Origin of the sequence: Variovorax sp. YR750 (genome assembly GCF_900109805.1) — a bacterium.
In the GTDB taxonomy this organism is placed as follows: Bacteria; Pseudomonadota; Gammaproteobacteria; order Burkholderiales; family Burkholderiaceae_C; genus Variovorax; species Variovorax gossypii.
Map to the genome: position 1 here is coordinate 224,114 of NZ_FOBJ01000013.1, position 24,313 is coordinate 248,426.

The following is a 24,313-nucleotide window of genomic DNA, read 5'->3' on the forward strand; positions in this document are numbered from 1 at the left end:
CTCATTCTTTCTTTGCGGCAACCTGGGTAGGGTCAACCGCAGCGGACGTCCGTGACGCGATTGCGGGCGTCGACATCGAGATTGAGACGTCCGCCGTTGAGTTCCATCGTCGTGGCCTCGCCCGGCTTCAGCGTGCGCACCGTGCCGGCGCCGGAGCGCACTCGGGCGGCGGCTTCGAGCTGCGGCGTCAGCGGCTGGCCGATGGCGAAACGGGCGCCGTCAGCATTGCACTGGTAAACCGGCTCGGGCGGCGGAGCAGGCGCGGGTGCAGGGGCGGGCGCGGGTGCCGGAGCAGCACAGCCCGCCACCAGGGCGGCGCCGGCAAGCGCCAGCAGCAACGATTGGTTCTTCACTTTCTGGACTCCCGAAAACCCGCGAATATAAACAACTTTACTCATTGTGACACGATGTATCCGACAGCCAGCCGGCGATGGCTCGCGGATACAACAGATGCTCCTGTGCGAGCACCCGTCCGGCCAGGGTGGCAGCCGTGTCGTCCGGCAGCACCGGCACGACGGCCTGCGCCAGGATCGGCCCGTGATCGAGTTCGGTTGTTACCTGGTGCACCGTGACGCCTGCCACCTTGCAGCCCGCCTCGATGGCGCGCTGATGCGTGTTCAGCCCCGGAAACGCCGGCAGCAACGAGGGATGGATGTTCACCAGCCGGCCCGCATAACGGTTGACGAAGCCCGGCGTCAGGATGCGCATGAAACCTGCCAGCACCACCAGCGCCGGCGCGTAACCGTCGACCACCTTCGCCAGCGCTTCGTCGAAAGCCTCACGGGTGGCGAAATCCTTGTGCGGAACCACCGCGGTGTCGATGCCCTGGGCCTTGGCGATCGTCAGCCCGCCGGCCTCGGCCTTGTTGCTCACGACAGCGGCGATGCGCGCGCCGAAGCGCTCGGCCCAGCGGTCGCGCCCGGCGGCACGCACGATGGCCTCCATATTGGAGCCGCCGCCGGAGATCAGGATCACGATGTTCTTCATGGGAGGCGGAATTATCCGTGCCCCGCGCCCGTCGTCCGGCAGCCGGTCAGCCCTTGTCGCGGCGCGGACACCGCTTCACAGCACGACCGTGCTAAAACTCGTGGTTCCGGAGACAAGCCGCGTCTGCGGTGAACCGATCAACACAGCGAGGCACGCATGGATTTGAGCTTCACACCCGAAGAACAGAAGTTCCGCGAAGAGGTTCGCGCCTGGGTCAAGGACAACCTCCCCAAGGAGATTTCGCACAAGGTACACAACGCGCTCGAACTGACGCGCGACGATCTGCAAGGCTGGGCCAAGATCCTCGGCAAGAAGGGCTGGCTGGGCTACGGCTGGCCGAAGGAATTCGGTGGCCCTGGCTGGACCGCCGTGCAACGCCACCTGTTCGAGGAAGAAACCGCACTGGCCGGCGCGCCGCGCATCGTGCCCTTCGGGCCCGTGATGGTTGCGCCGGTCATCATGGCCTTCGGCAATGCCGAACAGCAGAAGCGCTTCCTCCCCGGGATCGCCAGCGGCGAAGTCTGGTGGAGCCAGGGCTACAGCGAGCCGGGCTCGGGCTCCGACCTGGCTTCCGTCAAGACCAAGGCCGAGCGCAAGGGCGACAAGTACATCGTCAACGGCCAGAAGACCTGGACCACGCTCGGCCAGTACGGCGACTGGATGTTCAACCTCGTGCGCACCAGCAACGAGGGCAAGCCCCAGACCGGCATCAGCTTCCTGCTGCTCGACATGAAGTCGCCCGGCGTCACCGTGCGCCCGATCAAGCTGCTCGACGGCGGCCATGAAGTCAATGAAGTGTTCTTCGACAACGTCGAAGTGCCCGCCGAGAACCTGATCGGCGAGGAGAACAAGGGCTGGACCTACGCCAAGCACCTGCTCTCGCACGAGCGCACCAACATCGCCGACGTGAACCGCGCCAAGCGCGAGCTCGAGCGCCTCAAGCGCATCGCGAAGGCCGAAGGCGTCTACGACGACCAGCGCTTCCGCGACGAGATCGCCAAGCTGGAAGTCGACGTCGTCGCCCTCGAGATGATGGTGCTGCGCGTGCTCTCGGCCGCCACCTCGGGCAAGAACTCGCTGGACGTGGCGGGCCTGCTCAAGATCCGCGGCAGCGAGATCCAGCAGCGCTACAGCGAACTGATGATGCTGGCCGGCGGCGCCTACTCGCTGCCGCTGATCCGCGAGGCGATGGAAGCCGGCTGGCAGGGCAACTTCCCGGGCGGAAACCCGGCGCTCGCACCGCTGACGTCGACCTTCTTCAACATGCGCAAGACCACCATCTACGGTGGCAGCAACGAAGTGCAACGCAACATCGTCGCGCAGACGGTTCTGGGCTGAGGAGACAAAAAGCATGGACTTCAATTTCACCGACGACCAGGAACAGCTGCGCGACGCCGTGCGCAAGTGGGTCGACAAGGGCTACGACTTCGAGCGCCGCCGCGGCATCGAGGCCAAGGGCGGCTTCTCGCGCGAGGCCTGGGACGAACTGGCCGAGCTCGGCCTGGGCGGCCTCTACATCGGCGAGGACGACGGCGGCCTGGGCATGGGCCCGGTGGCCGGCATGGTCGTCATGGAAGAACTCGGCCGCGGCATCGTGCTGGAGCCCTTCGCGCAGACGCTGATCGCCGGCGCGGTGCTCAGCGGCTACGCCGGTGCCGACACCAAGGAAAACTGGCTGCCGCGCATCGCGGGCGGCCAGGCCATCGTGGTGCTGGCCTACCAGGAGCGCAAGGCACGCTACCGCCTCGACGTGTGCGAGGCGCATGCCGCCAAGGCGGGCAGCGGCTGGTCGCTGACCGGCGCCAAGGGCATGGTGCCCGTGGGCGATGAGGCCGATGCCTTCCTGGTGCCGGCCAAGGTCGACGGCAAGATCGCCCTCTTCCTGGTCGAGCGCAGCGCCAGCGGCGTGGAAGCGCGCGGCTACGGCACGCAGGACGGCTCCCGCGCCGCGGAGGTCGTGTTCGACAAGGCCGACGCCACGCTGGTGACGCTCGACGGCCTCGCAGCCCTCGAATACGCGGTGGACGTCGGCATTGCCGCCCTCTGCGCCGAAGGCGTGGGCGTGCTGGACAAGACCGTGGACCTCACCGTCGAATACCTGAACCAGCGCAAGCAGTTCGGCGTGGTCATCTCCAGCTTCCAGGCGCTGCGCCACCGCGTCGCCGACATGAAGATGCAGCTCGAGCTCGCCCGCTCGATGAGCTACTACGCGACGCTCAAGCTCAACGCCCCGGCCGAGGAGCGCCGCCAGGCGCTGGCCCGCGCCAAGTACCAGCTCGGCGTGTCGATGCGCTACATCGCCGCGAACTCGGTGCAGCTGCACGGCGGCATCGGCGTGACCGACGAATACATCGGCAGCCACTACTTCCGCAAGCTCACGCAGATGGAAATGACTTTCGGCGACACGCTGCACCACCTGGGCGAAGTGTCGGCCCGCATGCAGGACACGGCCGGCGTCTTCGCCTGACGGTCTTTTTCACCTAGCATCCAACGCCCGCCCGCCTTCGCGCCGGCGGGCGTTTTCACTTGGCCCCCACCACAGGAATCCAGGAACAAGACAACATGCAGACCCGCCGCACTCTTCTCGTCGCCATGGCTGCCACCGGGACCGCCGCCGCCATGCTGACCGCCTGCGCCACCTCTCCTTCGCCGTCGTACACCGAACGCCCGCCCATCGTGTTCATGCACGGCAACGGCGACTCGGCCGCGCTCTGGCAGACGACGATCTGGCGCTTCGAGTCGAACGGCTGGCCGCGCGAGCGGCTGTTCGCGGTGGACCAGCCCAACCCGGTCGCACGCGACGACGACGCCGTGGCCCAGCCCGGACGCAGCTCCACAGGCGAATCGGCGGTGTTCCTCAAGGCCGAGGTCGACAAGGTGCTGAAGGCCACCGGCGCGAGCAAGGTGGTGCTGATCGGCAACTCGCGCGGCGGCAACACCATCCGCAACTACGTGCAGAACGGCGGCGGCGCCGCGGTCGTGAGCCACGTGGTGCTGGGCGGCAACCCGGCGCACGGCATCTGGGCGGTGAAGGGCTTCCGCGAGAACAACGAGTTCTCGGGGCTCTCGGGCTTCATGCAGCAGCTCAACGAGCCGAAGGGGCCCAACGGCGAGGAAGTCACACCCGGCGTGAAATGGCTGACCCTGCGCTCCGACAACAACGACAAGTACGCCCAGCCCGACGGCGTGTGGATCGGCGCTCCCGGCAAGCCGACCAACATCGGCTTCGACGGGCCGGCGCTCAAGGGCGCGACCAACATCGTGCTGCCGCGCGTCGATCATCGCGAGACTTCGTTCTCGCCCGCGGCATTCGCGGCGACATGGCAGTTCCTCACCGGGCAGGCGCCGCGCAGCACCGAGGTTGCACCAGAGGCGGACGTCGTGCTCAACGGCCGCGCGATCGGCGCCGAAAACCTTCCGCTGAATGGCGCCACGGTGACCGTCTACGCGGTCAACCCCGCCACCGGCGCGCGGCTCGGGGAAGCCGTCTTCACCAAGTCCGTCGGCGCCGACGGCCGCTGGGGCCCGTTCAAGGCACGCGGTGACGCAGCCTACGAGTTCGTGCTTGCCACGCCCAGCTACGGCACCACCCACATCTACCGCAGCCCGTTCCCGCGCAGCAGCAGCGTCGTGAACCTGCGACCCGAGCGCGTCACGCCGGCCGACGGCAGCGCCAATGCGGTCGTCGTCTTCACGCGGCCCCGCGGCTACTTCGACGCCCAGCGCGACACCATGCGCTTCGACGGCCAGACCCCGCCCGCGGGCGTTCCGCCCAAGGGCTCGGGCGTGTCGAGCTCGCGGCTGCGCCTCGCGACGGCCGAGCAGCCGCGCGCGGTGACGGGGGAGTTCAACGGCGAGCGCATCACCGGCCTGACCTGGCCCGCGGTGAAGGAGCACGTCACGGTGCTCGAGCTGACCTATTGAAGCGAAGGCGGGCCAGGTCATGACCGACACGGATTCCCCCTTCGTCCTGCAGTCGCGCGACGCACGCGGCGTGGTCACGCTGACCTTGAACCGGCCGGCCGCGTTCAACGCGCTCTCCGAAGGCATGCTCGGCGCGCTCGAGCAGGCGCTGGGCGAGGTCGCCGCCGACACCACTGTGCGCGCGGTGGTCATCGCCGGGGCCGGCAAGGCTTTCTGCGCAGGCCACGACCTGAAGGAAATGCGCGCCGCCCCTTCGCTCGACTATTACGAGCAGTTGTTCGAGCGCTGTGGCGCGATGATGCTGTCGATCCAGAAGCTGCCCGTGCCGGTGATCGCGCGCGTGCACGGCATCGCGACGGCCGCAGGCTGCCAGCTGGTCGCGGTATGCGACCTCGCGGTGGCGTCGAGCGATGCGCGCTTCGCGGTCAGCGGAGTGAACGTGGGCCTCTTCTGCGCCACGCCGAGCGTCACGCTCTCGCGCAACCTCGGGCGCAAGGAAGCCTTCGAGATGCTGGTGACAGGCGAATTCATCAGCGCGCAGGAGGCGCGCGAGAAAGGGCTTGTGAACCGGGTGGCGCCGCCCGCGGAGCTGGATGCGGCGGTCGAATCGCTGGTGGCCAGCATCGTCGCCAAGCCCCGCGCAGCGCTCGCGCTGGGCAAGGCCCTGTTCTACCGCCAGCTCGAAACCGGCATCGAGGCGGCGCTCGCCGACGCGAGCCAGACCATGGCCTGCAACATGATGGACGAGAGCGCGCTGGAAGGCGTTCAGGCCTTCATCGAGAAGCGCCCGCCGGACTGGAAGCGCTGAGGCTGAAACAGCTAGGAATCGTGCAGCCGCGAACTCTCGGGCAGGTGCGCCATCAGGAATTCCATCTGGTCGGCCAGAATGCGCCTGTTCCGCAGAATGAAGTCTTCCCAGAGGCTGGGCACGTAGGGGGCATACAGCAGCGGCATGCCGGCCTGCTCGGGCGTGCGGCTGCTCTTGCGATGGTTGCAGGGCCTGCAGGCCGTGACCACGTTCATCCAGGTGTCGATGCCCCTCTGGGCGAACGGGATGATGTGCTCGCGGGTGAGTTCGTCTTCGTGGAAGTGCCCGCCGCAGTAGGCACAAACGTTGCGGTCGCGCGCGAACAGCTTGCTGTTGGTGAGTCCGGGCCGCTGGGCGAAGGGGTTGATGCGCGGCACGCCCTTGGTGCCGATGATGCTGTTGATCGCGATCTGCGACTGCTCGCCGGTGATGGCGTTGTGGCCGCCACGGAACACGGCCACCTGCGCGCCCACCTCCCAGCGGACTTCGTCCGCCGCGTAGTGGATCACCGCCTGTTCCAGCGAAATCCATGACTGGGGCAGCCCTTGGGCCGACAGCTTCAAGACCTTCACACACGCCTCCTCGAAAAGGGAGAGAACACGGAAAGACCAGGGACACGGAGCGCGTTGGAGACCCACGCCGATCAACGCACTGCGTCACAATATACCGGCTTTGTGACAAATCGGCCTGATTCGCCCAATCGACGGGCGAAAGGCGCTATCAAAAAGATACTCACCGATGCAGGTTTTTCGCGGCTTCCGGCACCCGGGCGTAGCCCCCGCCTGCGCCCTCACCATTGGCAATTTCGACGGCGTGCACCGTGGCCACCAGGCCATGCTCGCGCTCCTGCAGACCGAGGCCCGCCAGCGCGGGCTGCCTAGCTGCGTGCTCACCTTCGAGCCCCATCCGCGCGACTATTTCGCCGCCGTCACCAAGAAGCCCGACCTGGCGCCGGCGCGCATCGGCACGCTGCGCGACAAGCTCAGCGAGCTGGCCGCCTGCGGCGTCGCGCAGACCATCGTGCTGCCCTTCGACGGCCGGCTGGCCTCCCAGTCGCCCGAGGAATTCATTCAAAACGTGCTGATCGACGGCCTGGGCGTGCGCTACGTGCTGGTGGGCGACGACTTCCGCTTCGGCGCGAAGCGGGCCGGCGACTACGCCATGCTCGACGCGGCCGGCGACGCCCACGGCTTCGACGTGGCGCGCATGAACAGCTACGAGGTGCACGGCCTGCGGGTTTCGAGCTCCGCCGTGCGCGAGGCGCTGGCCGAAGGCCGCATGGCCGACGCCCACACCCTGCTGGGCCGGCCTTACACAATTTCGGGCCACGTGGTCCACGGCCGCAAGCTGGGTCGGGCTCTGGGTGCCTCTGCGCCGGGCAAGGACGACGGCTTCCGCACCCTCAACCTGCGCTTCAAGCACTGGAAGCCGGCCGCCAGCGGCATCTTCGCGGTGCTGGTGCATGGCCTGTCCGAGCAGCCGCTGCCGGGCGTTGCCAACCTCGGCGTGCGCCCCTCGCTGGACGCCAACGACGTCAATGCCGGACGGGTGCTGCTCGAAACCCATTGCCTGGAGTGGCCCTCCCATCTGGGCGCCGAAGGGGCCTACGGTAAAATCGTGCGCGTGGAACTCCTGCACAAAATGCACGACGAATTGCGCTACACCAGCCTCGAAGCCCTCACCGCGGGCATCGCGAAGGATGGCCGCGACGCTCGCGCGTTCTTCGCATCGACCCACGCCGAAACCCACCGCCAGACCACGCGGGACCGAATTTAGCCCTGCACGCACCGTGCTGCCGCCCTTCGACAAGCTCAGGGCGAACGGCTTCACCTTCCGCACCGACACGCTTCATGCAGTTCGGGCTGAGCCTGTCCAAGCCCCCTGTTTCGCATCCAACATGTCTGACGCTGCTTCCCCCAAAGATTACCGTTCCACGCTGAACCTGCCCGACACCCCCTTCCCGATGCGCGGCGACCTGCCCAAGCGCGAGCCGGGCTGGGTGAAGGAATGGAACGACGAAGGTCGCTACCACCGCCTGCGCGACGCCCGCCACGGCGCGCCCAAGTTCATCCTGCACGACGGCCCGCCGTACGCCAACGGCCAGATCCACATGGGCCACGCGGTGAACAAGATCCTGAAGGACATGATCACCAAGGCGCGCCAGCTCGAGGGCTACGACGCGCTCTACGTGCCGGGCTGGGACTGCCACGGCCTGCCGATCGAGAACGCCATCGAAAAGCAGTACGGTCGCAACCTGAGCCGCGACGAGATGCAGGCCAAGAGCCGCGCTTTCGCCACCGGTCAGATCGCCCAGCAGATGGCCGACTTCCAGCGCCTGGGCGTGCTGGGCGAATGGGACCACCCCTACAAGACGATGGACTTCGCCAACGAGGCCGGCGAGCTGCGCGCGTTCAAGCGCGTGATCGAGCGCGGCTTCGTCTACCGCGGCCTCAAGCCTGTGTACTGGTGCTTCGACTGCGGCTCCTCGCTGGCCGAGTTCGAGATCGAGTACGCCGACAAGAAGAGCCAGACCATCGACGTCGCCTTCAAGGCGCACGAGCGCGAGAAGGTGCTCAAGGCCTTCGGCACCGACCACACGATCCTCGGCGACATCTTCGCCGTGATCTGGACCACCACCGCCTGGACCATCCCGGCCAACCAGGCGATCAACCTCAACCCCGAGCTCGAGTACTCGCTGGTCGACACCGAGCGCGGCCTGCTGATCCTGGCCAACTCGCTGGTCGAGATGTGCATGACGCGCTACGCGCTCGACGGCAAGGTGCTGGCCACGGTCAAGGGCGAGAAGCTCGGCGGCCTCGAGTTCGAGCATCCGCTGTACGACGTGGACGCGGGCTACAAGCGCCTGTCGCCCGTGTACCTGGCCGACTACGCCACCGCCACCGACGGCACCGGCCTGGTCCACTCCTCGCCCGCCTACGGCCTGGACGACTTCAACTCGTGCATCGCCCACGGCGTGGCCTACGACGACATCCTGAACCCGGTGCAGGGCAACGGCAGCTACGCGCCCGACTTCCCGCTCTTCGGCGGCCAGAACATCTGGAAGGCCGTGCCGGAAATCATCGCCGCGCTGCGCGAAGCCAACCGCCTGCTGACCACCGAGACCATCACGCACAGCTACCCGCACTGCTGGCGCCACAAGACGCCGGTGATCTACCGCGCCGCGGCGCAGTGGTTCGTGCGCATGGACGAGGGCGAAGGCGTGTTCACCAAGGACAAGGCCCCGAAGACGCTGCGCCAGACCGCGCTCGACGCCATCAAGCAGACCAGCTTCTACCCCGAGAACGGCCGCGCGCGCCTGCATGACATGATCGCCGGCCGGCCCGACTGGTGCATCAGCCGCCAGCGCAGCTGGGGCGTGCCGATCCCGTTCTTCCTGCACAAGGATTCGGGCGAGCTGCACCCGCGCACGATGGAAATCCTCGACCAGGCCGCCGACATCGTCGAGAAGGGCGGCATCGAGGCCTGGAGCCGCGTGACGGCCGAAGAAATCCTCGGCGCCGAGGACGCACCGCACTACACGAAGAGCACCGACATCCTCGAGGTGTGGTTCGACTCGGGCTCGACCTTCTCCCACGTGCTGCGCGGCACGCACCCCACGGTGCACCACGACACGGGGCCGGAGGCCGACCTGTACCTCGAGGGCCACGACCAGCATCGCGGCTGGTTCCACTCGTCGCTGCTGATCGCCTGCATGCTGGAAGACCGCGCGCCCTACCGCGGCCTGCTCACGCATGGCTTCACGGTCGATGCCAAGGGCATCAAGATGAGCAAGTCGCTCAAGAACGGCATCGACCCGCAGGAAATCAGCAACAAGCTGGGCTCGGAAATCATCCGCCTGTGGGTGGCCGCGAGCGACTACTCGGGCGACATCGCCGGCGACGACAAGATCCTGGCGCGCGTTGTCGACGCCTACCGCCGCATCCGCAACACGCTGCGCTTCCTGCTGGCGAACACCAGCGACTTCGACATCGAGAAAGACGGCGTGCCGCTCGACCAGCTGTTCGAGATCGACCGCTACGCGCTGTCGCGCGCCGCGCAGTTCCAGGCCGAGATCCTCGCGCACTACAAGGTGTACGAGTTCCACCCGGTGGTGGCCAAGCTGCAGATCTACTGCTCGGAAGACCTGGGCGGCTTCTACCTCGACATCCTGAAGGACCGCCTCTACACGACGGCCCCGGGCTCGCTGGCGCGCCGCAGCGCCCAGACCGCGCTGTGGCACATCTCGCAGGCAATGCTGCGCTGGATGGCGCCGTTCCTGAGCTTCACGGCCGAGGAAGCCTGGAAGATCGTGGGCACCGGCAAGCCGGGCGACTCGATCTTCACGCAGACCTACAGCCAGTTCGCCGCGCCCGACGAGGCACTGCTGGCCAAGTGGAACCGCATCCGCGAGATCCGCGACGTGGTCAACAAGGACATCGAGGCCGTGCGCGCAGAAGGCAAGGTCGGCTCCTCGCTGCAGGCCAACCTGCAGCTGACGGCGCCTGCCGAAGACTTCGCGCTGCTGGACACGCTGGGCGAGGACCTGAAGTTCGTCTTCATCACCTCGGCCATCGAACTGGCCGCCGGTGAGGCCCTGGCAACGGTGGTGACGCCGAGCGCGGCGCAGAAGTGCGAGCGCTGCTGGCACTACCGCGACGACGTGGGCCACGACCCGGCCCATCCGACGATCTGCGGCCGCTGCACGAGCAACCTGTACGGCAGCGGCGAATCGCGGAGCGTTGCCTGATGGCCGGCGCCCGCACCATGTCGTCGGCCTCGCGTTCGCGCGGCGGCAGCATCTGGCCGTGGCTCGGGCTGGCGGTGATCATCGTGATCATCGACCAGTTCACCAAGACGCTGATCCTGGGCTACTACAAGCTCGGCGACGCGACCTACGTGACGAGCTTCTTCAACGTCGTGCGCGCCCACAACACGGGCGCCGCCTTCTCGTTCCTCGCGGACCACTCGGGCTGGCAGCGCTGGCTGTTCACTGCCATCGGCGTGGCCGCGGCGGTGTTCATCGTGTGGATGCTGAAGTCGCACGCGGGGCAGAAGCTCTTCTCGTTCTCCATGGCCTGCATCCTGGGCGGCGCCGTCGGCAACGTGGTCGACCGGATGATGCACGGCTACGTCGTGGACTTCCTGAGCTTCCATGCCGGCAACTGGTACTTCCCGGCCTTCAACGCGGCCGACAGCGCCATCACGCTCGGCGCCATCTGCCTGATCGTCGACGAGATCCGGCGGGTTCGACGAGGCAAGTAAGCCGTCTCGCCATCTCTCTCATGAAAAAGGGGCCCGCCGGGCCCCTTTTTCTTTGAGCGCACCTCACCCCGTCGAAGCCGAGGGTTTCTCCCGCTTTCTCCCGATGTCATAACAAAGACATACTGCCGCGGTTCAATGTAATCGATTACATGAGCACCGCACGATGAGCATCCAAGCCGTTGCAGCCAAAGCCGGGGTCTCCGTGGCCACCGTCTCGCGCGCCTTCAACTTTCCCGACAAGGTGACGCCCGCCACGCGCGAGCTGGTGGAGCGCGTGGCGCACGAGCTCAACTACGTGCCGAACGCCAGCGCGCGCACCCTGCGCACCCAGCGCAGCCGCGTGCTCGGCGTGGTGCTGCCCACGCTGCTGAACCCGACCTTCGCCGAATGCCTGCAGGGCATCGCGCGCGCGGCCATCGCGGGCGGCTACGCGATCATTCCCGTCACCACCGGCTACCGGCTCGACGAAGAGGAACGCGCCGTCCACCTGCTGCTGGCAGGCAACGTCGACGGCCTGATCCTCGTGGTGTCGAACCCCTCGACCTCGGCCGCCCTGCCCCGCCTGCAGGCCGCCGGCGTGCCCTACGTGCTGGCCTACAACCGCCACCCCGACCATCCCTGCGTGTCGGCCGACAGCGAAGCCGCGGTGGCCGATGCGGTCACGCGCCTCGTGCTGCTGGGCCACCGCCGCATCGCGATGGTCAGCGGCACGCTCGCCGCGTCCGACCGCGCGCAGCAGCGCTACCGCGGCTATCGCAAGGGCATGTCCGAGGCCGGGCTGGCGGCACCCGCACTCATCGAGGTGCCCTTCGTAGAGGCGGCCGCCGACGCGCTGTCGAGCCAGCTGCAGTCGCGCAACCGACCCACTGCGCTGATCTGCTCCAACGACCTGCTGGCCATCCGCAGCATCCGCGCCGCCCACCTGAGCGGGCTGTCGGTACCCGGCGATCTCAGCGTCATCGGCTTCGACGGCATCGCGCTCGGCGAAGACCTCACGCCCGCGCTCACCACCATCGCCCAGCCCAACAGCGACATCGGCCGGCACGGCGTCGAGCTGCTGATCCAGGCCATGGCCAGCGGCGCTGCGCTGCAGGCCGATGCGAGCCTGCTGCTACCCCATTCCTTCCGAGACGGCGAGTCGTGCGCTGCGGCGCACGAAGACGACAACAACGCCGCAATGCCCCGCCCCTGAGCTTTTCCTGTTCTTTGCCTATTTCCATCCAAGGAGCTTCCCCATCATGTCCCTCCGCTTCCACCGCCTGGCCCGCCTCGGCCTGGTCGCCGCCACGCTCGTCGCCGGCAGCGCCATGGCGCAGACCGCCATCTGCTACAACTGCCCGACCGAATGGGCCGACTGGGGCACCCAGCTGAAGGCCATCAAGGCCAAGACCGGCATCACCGTGCCGGCCGACAACAAGAACTCGGGCCAGTCGCTCGCGCAGCTGGTCGCCGAAAAGGCCAGCCCCGTGGCCGACGTCACCTACCTCGGCGTGACCTTCGCGGTGCAGGCCGCTAAGGACGGCGTGGTCGAGCCCTACAAGCCCGCCGCCTGGAAAGACATTCCCGACGGCCTGAAGGACCCGGCCGGCAACTGGTTCACCATCCACTCGGGCACCCTGGGCTTCATGGTCAACGTCGACGCGCTCAAGGGCAAGCCTGTTCCGAAGTCGTGGGCAGACCTGCTCAAGCCCGAGTACAAGGGCCTGATCGGCTACCTCGACCCGGCCTCGGCCTTCGTCGGCTACGTGGGAGCGGTCGCGGTGAACGAGGCGCGCGGCGGCACGCTCGACAACTTCAAGCCGGCCATCGACTACTTCAAGGCGCTGCAGAAGAACGAGCCCATCGTGCCGAAGCAGACCTCGTACGCGCGCGTGCTCTCGGGCGAGATCGCGATCCTGCTCGACTACGACTTCAATGCCTACCGCGCGAAGTACAAGGACAAGGCCAACGTCGCCTTCGTGATCCCGAGCGAAGGCACGCTGGCCGTGCCCTACGTCATGAGCCTGGTCGCCAAGGCCCCGCACGCGGCCGACGCGAAGAAGGTGCTCGACTTCACGCTGTCCGACGAAGGCCAGGCGATCTGGGCCAAGGCCTACCTGCGCCCGGTGCGCGCCAGCGCGATGCCCAAGGACATCGAGGCGCAGTTCCTGCCCGCGAGCGAATACGCCCGCGCCAAGAGCGTGGACTACGGCCGCATGGCCGCCGCGCAGAAGGCTTTCTCCGACGAGTACCTGAAAGAAGTGCGCTGACCCGCGCGACATGAGATGACGCAAGCCACCACCTCCAACGCTTCCAACGCCTGGAACCCGCGCTGGCGCCTGCTGGCCTGCGTCGCGCCCGCGGCCGCCTTCTTCGCGGCCTTCTGGCTGCTGCCGGTGGTGCGCCTGCTCACGCTGCCCGCCGACAAGGGCTGGGCCACCTACTTCGCCGTACTGACCGATACGCGCTACCTCACGAGCATGGCCAACACGGTCGCGCTGTCGGTGGCCGTGACGCTGGCCACGCTGGTGCTGGGCGCGGCGGTGGGCATCTACCTCGCGCGCCACTCCTTCATCGGCAAGCGCATGCTGCTGTCGCTGCTCACGCTGCCGCTGTCCTTTCCGGGCGTGATCATCGGCTTCTTCGTGATCCTGCTCGGCGGGCGGCAAGGCGTGGTGGCCAGCATCGGCGACAGCCTGTTCGGCGAGCGCATCACCTTCGCCTACGGCCTGCTCGGGCTGTTCCTGGCGTACCTGTATTTCTCGCTGCCGCGCGCCATCGCCACCTACGCCGCGGCGGCGGAATCGATGAACACGCAGCTCGAGGAAGCGGCGCGCTCGCTGGGCGCCTCGCGGCTGCGCGTGGCGCGCGACGTGTGGCTGCCCGAGCTGGCCCCCACCACGCTGGCCTGCGGCGCCATCCTGTTCGCCACCTCGATGGGCGCCTTCGGCACGGCCTTCACGCTGGCCAGCAAGTTCGAGGTGATCCCGATCACCATCTACAACGAGTTCACCAACTACGCCAACTTCGCGCTCGCCGCGTCGCTGTCGATCTCGCTGGGTGTCGTGACCTGGCTGGTGCTGTTCGTCGCGCGCCGCTTCGGCGCGAGCCCCGTCGCGCGCTGAGGCACACACCATGCGAAAGAACACACAGGCCAAGGCCCCCTTCCTGCTCGCCGTCACGGTGATCGTGAGCCTCTTCATGATCGCGCCGATGCTGCTGTCGGTGATGGCGGGCCTCGTCAACAACTACAGCACCGGCCTGAAGAGCGGCCTCACGCTGCGCTGGCTCGGCGAGGTGTGGGAGAACTACGGCGGCACCGTGGGCTGGTCGCTCGCGCTGGCCGTGGCCTGCGTCGCCGGCACCGTGCTGCTGGGCGTGCCCTGCGCCTATGCGCTGGCGCGCAGCCGTTCTCGCGCCGCCCGCATCTTCGAGGAGCTGCTGACCCTGCCGGTCGCCGTGCCGGGCCTCGCGACGGCGCTGGCGCTGATCCTCGCCTACGGCCAGCTCACGGCCTTCCGCCAGAGCTTCGCCTTCATCCTCGTGGGGCACATCGTCTTCACGCTGCCCTTCATGGTTCGCACCGTGAGTTCGGCCTTCCAGCGCGACGAACTGCTCGCGCTCGAGGAGGCCGCGCGATCGCTGGGCGCGAACTTCCGCCAGCGCTTCATGGGCATCCTGGTGCCCGCGGTGTTCCCGGCCATCGTGGCCGGCAGCCTGATGGTGTTCACGCTCTCGGTGGGCGAATTCAACCTCACCTGGATGCTGCACACCCCGCTCACCCGCACGCTGCCCGTAGGCCTGGCCGACAGCTATGCCTCGATGCGCATCGAGATCGGATCGGCCTACACGCTGGTCTTCTTCGCCGTCATCCTTCCGGTGCTGTGGGGCCTGCAGCACCTTGCAAACCTGATCCAGAAACACCATGGAACTTGAACGCATCCCCATCGACATCGCCAACTGCGCGAAGACCTACGCCGACGGCACGCGCGGCCTGCAACCCACCAGCCTGCGCGTGGAAGCCGGCGAGGTGCTGGCGCTGCTCGGCCCCTCGGGCTGCGGCAAGACCACGCTGCTGCGGCTGATCGCCGGGCTGGAATCGCCCGACGCGGGCAGCCGCATCGTGTTCGGCGACCAGGACGTCACGCAGCGCCCGGTGGAACACCGCGGCGTGGGCATGGTGTTCCAGAGCTACGCGCTCTTTCCGCAGATGACGGTGGCGGCCAACATCGGTTACGGCCTGCGCATCCGCGGCGTGTCGCCCGAGGAAGAGAAGCGCAGCGTCGGCGAACTGGTCGACCTGGTGCGCCTGGGCGGCCTGGAGAACAAGCGCCCCGCCGAGCTCTCCGGCGGCCAGCGCCAGCGCGTGGCCCTGGCGCGTGCCGTGGCCGTGCGCCCGCGCGTGCTGCTGCTCGACGAGCCGCTGGCCGCGCTCGACGCCAAGCTCAAGGAATCGCTGCGCGACGAGCTGGCCGAACTGCTGCGCCGGCTGCACATCACGGCCATCCACGTCACGCACGACCAGCAGGAGGCGCTGGCCATCGCCGACCGGCTCGCGGTGATGCGCGCCGGCCGCATCGTGCAGGTGGGCCGTGGCGAAGACCTGTACCGCTCGCCCTCGCATCCCTTCGTGGCGGAGTTCCTGGGCCGGGTCAACCGCCTGGAGCGCGGGCAGGACGCCCTCGCGCAGGGCGTTGTCCGACTCGGAGGAACGACCATGCCCTGCCCCGGCGCCTGGCAGGGCCATGCGACGCTGCTGGTACGGCCCGAGGACATCGAGGTCGGCGTGCCCCAGCTGGACTGGGCCGCCGCCGTCGTCGAGCGCCGCACCTTCCTCGGCGACCGCGTGCAACTCCACCTGCGCGCGCAAGACCAGCCCATGCTTGTGGCCGATGTGGGGCGCGACAATCCCTTCGGACCGGGCGACGCGGTGGGCCTGCGCATCCACCCCGACCGGCTGATGACGTCGCAGGAAACCAGCGCATGACCACACAAGCACTCCGCAACACCATCCTGGTCCAGCTGACCGACCTGCACATCCGCGAGCCGGGCCGCCTGGCCTATGGCCGCATCGACACGGCCCCGTACCTGGAGCGCGCCGTCCAGTCGGTGCTGGCCCTGCGCCAGCAGCCTGATGCGGTGGTCGTCACAGGCGACCTGACCGACTTCGGCCGCGCCGCCGAGTACGAGCATCTCGCCCGCCTGCTCGCCCCGCTGACCATGCCGGTCTACCTGATGCCCGGCAACCACGACGACCGCGATCAGCTGCGCCGCAGCTTCCCCGGCCACGCCCACCTCGGCACGAACAGCGACGGCTTCGTCCAGTATTCGGTACGGATCGGCGACCTGCGCCTGCTCACGCTCGACACCTGCGTGCCCGGCGCCAGCCACGGCTCGCTGTGCGAGAAGCGGCTGGGCTGGCTCGAGGCGCAGCTCGACGCCTGTCGCGACGAGCCCGTCGTCATCGCCATGCACCATCCGCCCTTCGAGACGCTGATCGGCCACATGGACGAAATCGGCCTGCTGGAAGGTGCCGAGGCGCTGGAAGCGCTGGTCTCGCGCTATCCGAACGTCGAGCGCATCATCTGCGGCCACCTGCACCGGGCGATCGACGTGCGCTTCGGCGGCACCATCGCCTCCACCTCGCCGGCGCAGGCCCACCAGGTCTGCCTCGACCTGGCTCCTGACGCCGATTCGGCCTGGACGCTGGAGCCGCCCTCGTTCCGGGTGCATGCCTGGTCCGCGCGCGGACGACGGCTGGTCACCCACCTCGCGGCGTCGGGGAGCTTCGAGGGCCCCTACCCCTTCCACGACAACGGAGCACTGATCGATTAGGGCCTGTTCACACTATTGAAGGGGTCGCGAAGCCCGCCACAGCCCGCCCCTGAAGGCGCGTGACGCAGTGCGTGTGTCCACACGCTCAAGGAGCGCAACGCGCAGGGGCGGGCTGTGGCGGGCTTCCCTTCGGGTTGCTGCGCAAAGGGGCTGTCTGCGGCGTTGCCCGCGCTTGCAAGGCATCAGCCTTGCTGCGCGCGGGCGCCTTGCATTCAGCCCCTTTGCGCAGCAACGCGACCCCTTCAATAGTGTGAACAGGCCCTAGCCCTGGACGCTCACTTGTGGAAAATGGGGTCGAAAACGAACTAAAACGAAAAGGATAGAACCCGACACCCATGAAGCATCTCCTGAATCTGCTGGCGGCAGTGGCCCTGCTGGTGTGGGGCACGCACCTGGTCCGCACCGGCGTGCTGCGCGTGTTCGGCGCCAACCTGCGCAAGATCCTCGTGCAGAGCATGCGCAACCGGTTCACGGCCGCCCTCTCGGGCATCGGCGTGACGGCGCTGGTGCAGTCGAGCACCGCCACCTCGCTCATGACCTCGTCCTTCGTCGGGCAGGGCCTGGTCACGCTGCCGGCGGCGCTGGCGGTGATGCGGGGCGCCGACGTGGGCACGGCGCTGATCTCTGTGCTGTTCTCGGCCGACCTCTCGTGGCTTTCGCCGATGTTCATCTTCGTGGGCGTGGTGCTCTTCATCACGCGCTCGGCCACGGTGGCGGGGCGCGTCGGCCGGGTGCTGATCGGGCTCGGGCTGATGCTGCTGGCGCTGCAGCTGGTGGTGGAGGCCACCGAGCCCCTGTTCTCCTCGCCGGCGATCCGCGCGCTGCTCGCATCGATCAACAGCGACGTGCTGCTCGAGATCACCATCGGCTCCGTGCTGGCCATCGTGGCCTATTCGAGCCTCGCGGTGGTGCTGCTGGTGGCGGCCATGGCCACCTCGAACGTGGTGCCGCTGGACGTCGCGCTCGGGCTCGTGCTCGGCGCCAACCTCGGCAGCGGCCTGCTGGCGGTGCTGACCACTGCCAAGTCGGCGGTGTCGGTGCGGCAGGTGACCATCGGCAACCTGCTCTTCAAGGTGCTGGGAGTGGCCATCGTGGCACCCTTCGTCGGGCTGTGGATCCGCTACGTGCAGCCCCAGCTGCCGAACCAGACCCACGGCGTGGTGCTGTTCCACCTCGCGTTCAACGTCGTGATCAGCGTGGGCTTCATCGGCCTCACGCAGTGGGTCGCCAAGCTTGTGACGCACATCCTGCCGGAGCCGCAGCAGCCGGCCGGCACGACCCGGCCGCATCACCTGGACCCGTCTGCGCTGTCGACGCCCTCGCTCGCGATCTCCAACGCCGCGCGCGAGGCGCTGCACCAGGCCGACGTGGTTGAAACCATGCTGATCGGCACGCTCGACGTGATCCGCAACAACGACCTGCGGCTGGCGCAGGAGCTCAGGCAGCTCGACGACACGGTGGACCAGCTCTACTCGGCCATCAAGTACTACATGACGCGCATCTCGCGCGAGGCGCTGGGCGAGGAGGAAAGCCGGCGCTGGACCGACATCATCAGCTTCACGATCAACATGGAGCAGATCGGCGACATCATCGAGCGCGTGATCATCGACGTGGAAGACAAGAAGATCAAACCGCAGCGCAACTTCTCCGAGGCCGGCATGGCCGAGATCGTCGAGCTGCACGGGAGGCTGGTGGCCAACCTGCGGCTGAGCATGAGCGTGTTCCTCAACGGCAACGTGCGCGACGCGCAGAAGCTGCTGGAGGAAAAGGCGCGCTTCCGCGACCTGGAGCGAGCCTACGCCACCACACACCTCGACCGGCTGTCGGACCGCACCACGCTGAGCATCGAGACCAGCTCGCTGCACATCGACCTGATCAGCGACCTGAAGCGCATCAACTCGCACATCTGCTCGATCGCGTACCCGATCCTGGAGTCGGCCGGGGCGCTGGCGCCCAGCCGGCTGCGGGAATCGCGGCTGGGCAACATCGAAGGCTGAACGGCCTGCGGCTGCCTGCGGGCTACTCGGCCGTCTTCAGCAGGGAAGTCTCGCGCCCCCGCCGCGCATAGCGCTGCGCCAGCACCGCGCAGACCATCAGCTGCATCTGGTGGAACAGCATCAGCGGCAGCACGATGGCCCCCACTGCGTGCGAGGCGAACAGCACCTTCGCCATCGGGATGCCGCTGGCCAGGCTCTTCTTGGAGCCGCAGAACACGATGGTGATCTCGTCCTCGGTGTCGAAGCCCAGCTTGCGCGCCAGCAGGGTCGTGAGGCTCAGGGCCAGCCCCAGCACCACCGCGCACACCACCAGCAGGCCGACCAGCGCATGCGCCGGCACCTGCCGCCACAGCCCCTCGATCACGGCCGCGCTGAACGCGGTGTAGACCACCAGCAGGATCGAGCCCTGGTCGACGAACTTCAGCACCGCGGCGCGGCGCTGGATCCACTTCCCGATCACCGGGCGCAGCAGATGCCCGGCCGCGAACGGCACCATCAGCTGCAGCAGGATGCGGCCGATGGAGTCCAGCGACGAGGTCGCATGGCCGCCGTCGGGCAGGACCACCAGGTTGACCAGCACCGGCGTGATGAACACCCCCAGCAGGGTGGACGCCGAAGCGCTGCAGATGGCCGCCGGCATGTTGCCCCGAGCCATCGCGGTGAAGGCGATGGCCGACTGCACCGTGGCGGGCAGCACGCACAGGTACAGCACGCCGGTGTAGAGCTGGGGCGTCACCAGCGGCAGCAGGAAGGGCTTGAGCGCCAGCCCGAGCACCGGAAACAGCACGAAGGTGCTGCCGAACACCAGCAGGTGCAGCCGCCAGTGCATGAGCCCGTTCACGATCGCCTCGCGCGACAGCTTGGCCCCGTGCAGGAAGAACAGCAGGCCGATGGCGACCGTGGTCAGCCCCTCGAAGAAATGCGCGACCTGCCCGCTGGCCGGCAGCAGGCTTGCGAGGGTCACGACCGAAAGAAGCGCGAGGGTGAAGTTGTCGGGAAGGAAACGGGGGCGGGACATGTAGCAACTCGGGACGAACGCCACGCGCGTTGCAGGCGCGCAGGCCGACTCAGCAGGGGAATGTGTGATTTCCGCGCATGAATCTCGTCGCCACTTTGCGGAGCCCGGCGCGTGCTCCTCGCGCCATTCGAGGGTGGATTTTCGGTGAATTCCGGCATCGCTGCCGGACAGCCGGAAAATGCCCTACCTCAGCGCTTCAGTGTGCCGCGGACGAACTGAACTGCGCCTGACGGCGGCTGAGGCAGTAGTCGATCAGGTCGTCGATCTCGGTGGCCTTGTCGAACACCGCGTCGGCGCCGAGGTGCACGCACTTGCGCCGCATCTCGGGCGTGGCGTAGTTGCTGAGCACCACGATCTTCTGCCACGGGCTGCGGTCGCGGCAGGCCTCGAGCACGCGAAAGCCGGTGCCGTCCTTCAGGAACAGGTCGACGATGGCCAGGTCCCACTGCGACAGGTTCCGGGTCAGCCAGCGCGAGCCCTCTTCCTCGGACTCGGCCTCGCCGACGGGATCGACCCGCGCCACCTCCCGCAGTGTGCCCGCCAGGTTCCTGCGGATGGTGGGGTTGTCCTCGACGATGAAAGTGCGAACGGTGGTCATGGAGTGGCTTGCCTCTGTACTGTGCCCACAGGCTACAAAGTGCGCTTTGCACAAGTCGAAGGCATGACACCCCTGCGCCGGTAGGACAAGACTGGCGCCCGTACAACCAAAGGCTCAGAGCGTCAGGATCGTGCAGCCCGTGGTCTTGCGCGCTTCCAGGTCGCGGTGCGCCTGCTGCACGTCGGCCAGCGGATAGCGCTGCTCGATGGGGATCTTCACCGCGCCGCTTCGCACCACCGCGAACAGGTCGTCGGCCATCGCCTGCGTGCTTTCGCGCGTCGCCATGTGAGTGAAGAGCGTGGGCCGGGTGATGTAGAGCGAGCCCTTGGAGGCCAGCATGCCGAGGTTGACCGGCGGCACCGGACCGGAACCGTTGCCGAAGATCGCCAGCAGGCCGAACGGGCGCAGGCAGTCGATGGAGCCCTCGAAGGTGTCCTTGCCCACCGAGTCGTACACCACCTTCACGCCCTTGCCGCCGGTGATCTCCTTCACGCGGGCCGCGAAGTTCTCGGTGCTGTAGTTGATGGCGTGCGCCGCGCCGTATTCCAGCGCGAGCTTGCACTTGGCGTCGCTGCCGGCCGTGCCGATCAGCTGCAGGCCCAGCGCCTTGGCCCACTGGCAGGCGATCAGCCCGACGCCGCCGGCAGCCGCGTGGAAAAGGATAAAGTCGCCGGCCTGCAGGCCTTCGGCCGGCAGCGTCTTCTTCAGCAGGTATTGCGTGGTCAGGCCCTTGAGCATCATGGCGGCGCCGGTCTCGAAGGAGATGTCGTCGGGCAGCCTGCACACGTTCTTCGCCGGCATCACGCGCAGCTCGCTGTAGGCGCCGGGCGGCTGGCTCGCGTAGGCCGCGCGGTCGCCCGCCTTCAGGTGGGTGACACCCTCGCCCACCGCCTCGACCACGCCCGAGGCTTCCATCCCGAGCTGCAGCGGCATCTGGAACGGGTAGAGCCCGCTGCGCTGGTAGGTGTCGATGAAGTTCAGGCCCACGGCCTTGTGGCGGATGCGGATCTCGCCCGGGCCGGGCTCGCCGACCTCCACCTCGACGATCTTCAGTTCTTCGGGACCGCCATGACGGTCGATACGGACGGCTTTGCTCTTCATCGTTGCTGTCTCCAAGCTCTGGAAAGTAAAGAAGGGAAAGAAGAAGGGAAAGGCATCCTGCCATGTTTGAGCTTCCCGCGACGGCGCGGGGAATCATTGCCCGGTAGAGTCGGCGCCCATGCAGACACAGCCGCAGCGCCTCGCCCCTCTCACCGTCTTCCTGCTCGTCGTTCCGCCGCTGCTGTGGGCCGGCAACGCCGTCGTCGGCAGGCTGGTGCGCGAACTGGTGTCGCCGCTCACGCTGAACTTCGTGCGCTGGGTGATCGCGTTCGCGCTGCTGCTTCCGCTGGCCGTGCCGGTGCTGCGTCGCGGCAGCCCGCTTTGGGCGCACTGGAAGCGCTACGCCGTGCTCGGGCTGCTGGGCATCGGCCTGTACAACGCCTTCCAGTACCTGGCGCTTCAGACCTCCACGCCCATCAACGTGACGCTGGTCGGATCGAGCCTGCCGCTGTGGATGCTCGCGGTGGGCGCCCTCTTCTTCCGCGCGCGCGTCAGCTCGCGCGAGATCGGCGGCGCGCTGCTGTCGATGGTGGGTGTGCTGCTGGTGCTCAGCCGCGGCGAATGGCAACAGCTGCTCGGGCTGCGGCTGGTGCCGGGCGACCTGTACATGATCGCGGGCACCATCGCCTGGGCCTTCTACAGCTGGCTGCTGGCGCGCACGCACGAGCCCCGCGCGGTGCGGCAGGACTGGGCCTCGTTCCTGATGGCGCAGCTGGTGTTCGGCATCGCATGGTCGGGCGCCCTGGCCGCTGGCGAATGGACGCTGACGCCTGCCCACATCGACCTCGGCTGGCCGCTCATTGCGGCGATGCTGTTCATCGGCATCGGCCCCGCCGTGGTGGCCTACCGCTGCTGGGGCACCGGCGTGCAGCGCGCCGGGCCGCAGGCGGCGAGCATCTTCATGAACCTCACGCCGCTTTTCGCGGCGGTGCTGTCGGCGGCCTTCCTGCGGGAACCGCCGCACTGGTACCACGGCGCGGCATTCCTGCTGATCGTGGGCGGGATCGTGGTGGCATCCAGGCGCTGACGTCTCTCAGGCGAAGAGCCTGGCCAGTTCGGGACTCTCTCGCATCCAGCCCGGCGCCTCGGCCTTGTCCACCAGCCGCCAGACGTAGCCCGGGCGACCGTAGAGGTCGCGCCCCGAAGCCAGCAGCGCGGGAATGTCGACGGCATCGAGGAACTCCCGCGAGTTGTATTCCTGGTGCGCGAAGCCGCGGATCTTGGCGCGCACGGCGTCCTCGTCCATCGCGAGGTACGAGAAGTGCCAGCCGGCATCGGCGAGGATCAGCGCGGGCTGTGCGCCGTTGCGAACGCGCATGCGCAGCTGGTCGGGCGTGAGGCTGTCGAGCTGCGAGCGCGCGACCGCCACCGTCCATACCGAAGAGGCCTCGGGTCCCTCGACGTTGCGGTAGTTCGCATAGAAGTAATAGAAGGCCAGGCACAGGCCGAAGGCTTCATGCCGGCGGTCGTCGCGCATCGCGCGGACCACCTCGGCACGCGGGATCTCGTCGGCGTCGGAGATCATCACCAGGTCGTGCGGCGCCGCATCGTGCAGCCCGCGCATGACCTGGTTGCGCTGGAATTTCTCGCGGATCCAGAAGCCCGACTTCGGCGCGTCGGAGTGCCAGTCGCCCACCACGGGCGCGGCGTCGGCTGCCTCGTCGATCACCGGCATGTCGTGCACGGCGATGTAGCGGATGCGCGGCAGGAACGGCGCGATGCGCGGGTCGGCGGCATCGAAGCGAAGCGCCTTCGGCTCGCCGCTGAAGGTGCGGTCGGCCTCGACGATCACGAAGCAATCGACCACCTCCGACAACTCGTGCAGCCGCACCGCGAGGATGTCGGCCTCGCCGTTGTAGGTGATGCAGTCGTAGACCTTGCGCGTTGCGGCTGCGACGGGAGCCCCAGGTTCCGGCGCGAACTCGATGCGATAGCCGTTGCGCTCGAACATCTGCAGGATGTCGCGCTCGCCATACCAGCTGTCGAGCTGCGACAGCGGGATCAGCGAACGCAGCGTGAGCGGCGACAGGCTCGCCAGCTGCCGCACCTTCGCGTGATGACCGAACAGCAGCATCGCGTTGTAGCCATGGTGCAGCTGCGGCCCCGCATGCTCGATGGCGAAGCTGCGCGCCAGCTCCAGCGGCGCGAAGCGCATGCCGACGGCCTCCAGCGCGGGGCGCAGCACGCCGCTGAGCTGCACGTCTTCGAGCAGCGCGTTGTGGTCCCAGTGCATCCGCAGAGGATCGCCGCCCACTGCATCGGGCGGCGGAATCTCCACGCGGATGTGCGGATGGTCGACCAGCGCCCGCATGAAGCGCATGCTGCGCAGGCTGAAGCCGCCGTTCTGGATCGGCGTGACGACGTGGCCGGGCTTGCCCAGTTCGTCGGCCCAATCGAAGCTGTTGCGCCAGTACGTGCCCTGCGGGGCATCGATCTTCGCGAGATGGATGGGCGCGCCGATGTAGTCGCAGCCCAGGAATTCGTCGCTCCAGTTGGCCGCGTTGACGACCCAGCCGTCTTCCTGCACGACCAGCGCGAACTCCGTGCGCACCACGCGCCAGAGCGCGAACATCATGAACCAGCTGTACTCGTGGTAGTTCAGCGGTGCGATCCGCAGATGTTCGATGCCGGGTGCAAGGTCGCCGGGCGCCTGCGGGCTGCACAGCAACGCGCGCGCACCGGGCATCTGCGCCTGGCTGTGCTGCAGCGCCAGCGCCGCGCCGCGCGCATCGGGCAGCCCCGTGACCGAGACCAGCGTTATTTTTTCGAATGACTCCCTGCTCACGATGCGCCTCCCGTCGCTC

Annotated in this window: 22 protein-coding genes; 15 read left to right on the plus strand and 7 right to left on the minus strand. The window is 67.8% G+C overall.

Features of this window, described 5'->3' with window-relative positions:
* Positions 1 to 32 precede the first annotated feature (32 nt).
* Together BMY35_RS25610 and purN are read right to left on the minus strand one after the other, a co-directional pair.
* Positions 33 to 398 carry an I78 family peptidase inhibitor gene (locus BMY35_RS25610; RefSeq protein ID WP_256229552.1) on the minus strand — a complete coding sequence of 122 codons (366 nt, stop codon included), beginning with the start codon at positions 396 to 398 and terminating at the stop codon, positions 33 to 35.
* Entirely contained in the window at positions 391 to 987 is a 597-nt protein-coding gene (gene purN, locus BMY35_RS25615) for a phosphoribosylglycinamide formyltransferase (RefSeq protein WP_093205440.1), read from the minus strand. The genes BMY35_RS25610 and purN overlap by 8 nt, the downstream gene beginning before the upstream one ends.
* A gap of 156 nt (positions 988 to 1,143) precedes the next feature.
* Between purN and BMY35_RS25620 the strand changes: the two genes are divergently transcribed.
* The 4 genes from BMY35_RS25620 (at position 1,144) to BMY35_RS25635 (ending at position 5,719) form a co-directional block, all read left to right on the plus strand.
* Complete coding sequence (locus BMY35_RS25620; RefSeq protein WP_093205442.1) at positions 1,144 to 2,325, plus strand: acyl-CoA dehydrogenase family protein; 1,182 nt, start codon at positions 1,144 to 1,146, stop codon at positions 2,323 to 2,325.
* A gap of 13 nt (positions 2,326 to 2,338) precedes the next feature.
* Entirely contained in the window at positions 2,339 to 3,454 is a 1,116-nt protein-coding gene (locus BMY35_RS25625; RefSeq protein ID WP_093205444.1) for an acyl-CoA dehydrogenase family protein, read from the plus strand.
* Positions 3,455 to 3,549: 95 nt separating this feature from the next.
* Entirely contained in the window at positions 3,550 to 4,911 is a 1,362-nt protein-coding gene (locus tag BMY35_RS25630; protein WP_093205446.1) for an alpha/beta fold hydrolase, read from the plus strand.
* A 19-nt stretch (positions 4,912 to 4,930) separates the two neighbouring features.
* Positions 4,931 to 5,719, plus strand: coding sequence for an enoyl-CoA hydratase (locus BMY35_RS25635; protein WP_093205448.1), 789 nt, complete (start codon positions 4,931 to 4,933; stop codon positions 5,717 to 5,719).
* Between the two features lie 11 nt (positions 5,720 to 5,730).
* On the opposite strand, the gene BMY35_RS25640 is transcribed toward BMY35_RS25635, so the two are convergent.
* On the minus strand, positions 5,731 to 6,291 hold the full coding sequence (locus BMY35_RS25640; protein WP_093205450.1) for an HNH endonuclease: 561 nt from the start codon (positions 6,289 to 6,291) through the stop codon (positions 5,731 to 5,733).
* Between the two features lie 166 nt (positions 6,292 to 6,457).
* Between BMY35_RS25640 and BMY35_RS25645 the strand changes: the two genes are divergently transcribed.
* The 10 genes from BMY35_RS25645 (at position 6,458) to BMY35_RS25690 (ending at position 18,792) form a co-directional block, all read left to right on the plus strand.
* A complete protein-coding gene (locus tag BMY35_RS25645; RefSeq protein ID WP_093205452.1) occupies positions 6,458 to 7,495 on the plus strand; it encodes a bifunctional riboflavin kinase/FAD synthetase in 1,038 nt (345 codons plus the stop codon).
* Between the two features lie 121 nt (positions 7,496 to 7,616).
* Positions 7,617 to 10,466: an isoleucine--tRNA ligase gene (gene ileS, locus BMY35_RS25650; protein WP_093205534.1), complete on the plus strand. Its 2,850-nt coding sequence runs from the start codon at positions 7,617 to 7,619 to the stop codon at positions 10,464 to 10,466.
* Complete coding sequence (gene lspA / locus BMY35_RS25655; protein ID WP_093205454.1) at positions 10,466 to 10,981, plus strand: signal peptidase II; 516 nt, start codon at positions 10,466 to 10,468, stop codon at positions 10,979 to 10,981. Before ileS ends, lspA begins: the two co-directional genes overlap by 1 nt.
* Positions 10,982 to 11,144: 163 nt before the next feature.
* Positions 11,145 to 12,173 (plus strand): LacI family DNA-binding transcriptional regulator, encoded by a 1,029-nt coding sequence (locus BMY35_RS25660; RefSeq protein ID WP_093205456.1) that lies wholly within the window; start codon positions 11,145 to 11,147, stop codon positions 12,171 to 12,173.
* Positions 12,174 to 12,219: 46 nt separating this feature from the next.
* Positions 12,220 to 13,230, plus strand: coding sequence for an ABC transporter substrate-binding protein (locus tag BMY35_RS25665; RefSeq protein WP_093205458.1), 1,011 nt, complete (start codon positions 12,220 to 12,222; stop codon positions 13,228 to 13,230).
* A gap of 15 nt (positions 13,231 to 13,245) precedes the next feature.
* Positions 13,246 to 14,085: an ABC transporter permease gene (locus tag BMY35_RS25670; RefSeq protein ID WP_093205460.1), complete on the plus strand. Its 840-nt coding sequence runs from the start codon at positions 13,246 to 13,248 to the stop codon at positions 14,083 to 14,085.
* Positions 14,086 to 14,095: 10 nt separating this feature from the next.
* Complete coding sequence (locus tag BMY35_RS25675) at positions 14,096 to 14,896, plus strand: ABC transporter permease (protein ID WP_093205462.1); 801 nt, start codon at positions 14,096 to 14,098, stop codon at positions 14,894 to 14,896.
* The gene (locus tag BMY35_RS25680; protein WP_093205464.1) at positions 14,886 to 15,947 is read left to right on the plus strand and encodes an ABC transporter ATP-binding protein; all 1,062 of its coding nucleotides are present in this window, start codon (positions 14,886 to 14,888) and stop codon (positions 15,945 to 15,947) included. Before BMY35_RS25675 ends, BMY35_RS25680 begins: the two co-directional genes overlap by 11 nt.
* Positions 15,944 to 16,795 carry a phosphodiesterase gene (locus BMY35_RS25685; RefSeq protein WP_093205465.1) on the plus strand — a complete coding sequence of 284 codons (852 nt, stop codon included), beginning with the start codon at positions 15,944 to 15,946 and terminating at the stop codon, positions 16,793 to 16,795. Before BMY35_RS25680 ends, BMY35_RS25685 begins: the two co-directional genes overlap by 4 nt.
* Before the next feature lie 335 nt (positions 16,796 to 17,130).
* Positions 17,131 to 18,792, plus strand: a complete 1,662-nt coding sequence (locus BMY35_RS25690; protein ID WP_093205467.1) for a Na/Pi cotransporter family protein — start codon at positions 17,131 to 17,133, stop codon at positions 18,790 to 18,792.
* 22 nt (positions 18,793 to 18,814) lie between these two features.
* On the opposite strand, the gene BMY35_RS25695 is transcribed toward BMY35_RS25690, so the two are convergent.
* From BMY35_RS25695 to BMY35_RS25705, 3 genes are all read right to left on the minus strand, one after another.
* The gene (locus tag BMY35_RS25695) at positions 18,815 to 19,810 is read right to left on the minus strand and encodes a bile acid:sodium symporter family protein (RefSeq protein WP_093205469.1); all 996 of its coding nucleotides are present in this window, start codon (positions 19,808 to 19,810) and stop codon (positions 18,815 to 18,817) included.
* 196 nt (positions 19,811 to 20,006) lie between these two features.
* Positions 20,007 to 20,408 (minus strand): response regulator, encoded by a 402-nt coding sequence (locus tag BMY35_RS25700; RefSeq protein ID WP_093205471.1) that lies wholly within the window; start codon positions 20,406 to 20,408, stop codon positions 20,007 to 20,009.
* A gap of 114 nt (positions 20,409 to 20,522) precedes the next feature.
* A complete protein-coding gene (locus BMY35_RS25705; protein ID WP_093205474.1) occupies positions 20,523 to 21,509 on the minus strand; it encodes a quinone oxidoreductase family protein in 987 nt (328 codons plus the stop codon).
* Between the two features lie 118 nt (positions 21,510 to 21,627).
* On the opposite strand from BMY35_RS25705, the gene BMY35_RS25710 reads away from it, so the two are divergent.
* The gene (locus BMY35_RS25710) at positions 21,628 to 22,536 is read left to right on the plus strand and encodes a DMT family transporter (protein ID WP_093205477.1); all 909 of its coding nucleotides are present in this window, start codon (positions 21,628 to 21,630) and stop codon (positions 22,534 to 22,536) included.
* A 6-nt stretch (positions 22,537 to 22,542) separates the two neighbouring features.
* Here the strand turns inward: BMY35_RS25710 and BMY35_RS25715 are convergent, their stop codons facing one another.
* Complete coding sequence (locus BMY35_RS25715; protein WP_093205480.1) at positions 22,543 to 24,294, minus strand: DUF5672 family protein; 1,752 nt, start codon at positions 24,292 to 24,294, stop codon at positions 22,543 to 22,545.
* Between the last annotated feature and the right edge of the window lie 19 nt (positions 24,295 to 24,313).

Bases quoted from the DNA above. Each gene is read 5' to 3' on its own strand.
- BMY35_RS25610 (WP_256229552.1), bottom strand. From the start codon at position 398: ATGAGTAAAGTTGTTTATATTCGCGGGTTTTCGGGAGTCCAGAAAGTG.
- purN (WP_093205440.1), bottom strand. From the start codon at position 987: ATGAAGAACATCGTGATCCTGATCTCCGGCGGCGGCTCCAATATGGAG.
- BMY35_RS25620 (WP_093205442.1), top strand. From the start codon at position 1,144: ATGGATTTGAGCTTCACACCCGAAGAACAGAAGTTCCGCGAAGAGGTT.
- BMY35_RS25625 (WP_093205444.1), top strand. From the start codon at position 2,339: ATGGACTTCAATTTCACCGACGACCAGGAACAGCTGCGCGACGCCGTG.
- BMY35_RS25630 (WP_093205446.1), top strand. From the start codon at position 3,550: ATGCAGACCCGCCGCACTCTTCTCGTCGCCATGGCTGCCACCGGGACC.
- BMY35_RS25635 (WP_093205448.1), top strand. From the start codon at position 4,931: ATGACCGACACGGATTCCCCCTTCGTCCTGCAGTCGCGCGACGCACGC.
- BMY35_RS25645 (WP_093205452.1), top strand. From the start codon at position 6,458: ATGCAGGTTTTTCGCGGCTTCCGGCACCCGGGCGTAGCCCCCGCCTGC.
- ileS (WP_093205534.1), top strand. From the start codon at position 7,617: ATGTCTGACGCTGCTTCCCCCAAAGATTACCGTTCCACGCTGAACCTG.
- lspA (WP_093205454.1), top strand. From the start codon at position 10,466: ATGGCCGGCGCCCGCACCATGTCGTCGGCCTCGCGTTCGCGCGGCGGC.
- BMY35_RS25660 (WP_093205456.1), top strand. From the start codon at position 11,145: ATGAGCATCCAAGCCGTTGCAGCCAAAGCCGGGGTCTCCGTGGCCACC.
- BMY35_RS25665 (WP_093205458.1), top strand. From the start codon at position 12,220: ATGTCCCTCCGCTTCCACCGCCTGGCCCGCCTCGGCCTGGTCGCCGCC.
- BMY35_RS25670 (WP_093205460.1), top strand. From the start codon at position 13,246: ATGACGCAAGCCACCACCTCCAACGCTTCCAACGCCTGGAACCCGCGC.
- BMY35_RS25675 (WP_093205462.1), top strand. From the start codon at position 14,096: ATGCGAAAGAACACACAGGCCAAGGCCCCCTTCCTGCTCGCCGTCACG.
- BMY35_RS25680 (WP_093205464.1), top strand. From the start codon at position 14,886: ATGGAACTTGAACGCATCCCCATCGACATCGCCAACTGCGCGAAGACC.
- BMY35_RS25685 (WP_093205465.1), top strand. From the start codon at position 15,944: ATGACCACACAAGCACTCCGCAACACCATCCTGGTCCAGCTGACCGAC.
- BMY35_RS25690 (WP_093205467.1), top strand. From the start codon at position 17,131: ATGAAGCATCTCCTGAATCTGCTGGCGGCAGTGGCCCTGCTGGTGTGG.
- BMY35_RS25695 (WP_093205469.1), bottom strand. From the start codon at position 19,810: ATGTCCCGCCCCCGTTTCCTTCCCGACAACTTCACCCTCGCGCTTCTT.
- BMY35_RS25700 (WP_093205471.1), bottom strand. From the start codon at position 20,408: ATGACCACCGTTCGCACTTTCATCGTCGAGGACAACCCCACCATCCGC.
- BMY35_RS25705 (WP_093205474.1), bottom strand. From the start codon at position 21,509: ATGAAGAGCAAAGCCGTCCGTATCGACCGTCATGGCGGTCCCGAAGAA.
- BMY35_RS25710 (WP_093205477.1), top strand. From the start codon at position 21,628: ATGCAGACACAGCCGCAGCGCCTCGCCCCTCTCACCGTCTTCCTGCTC.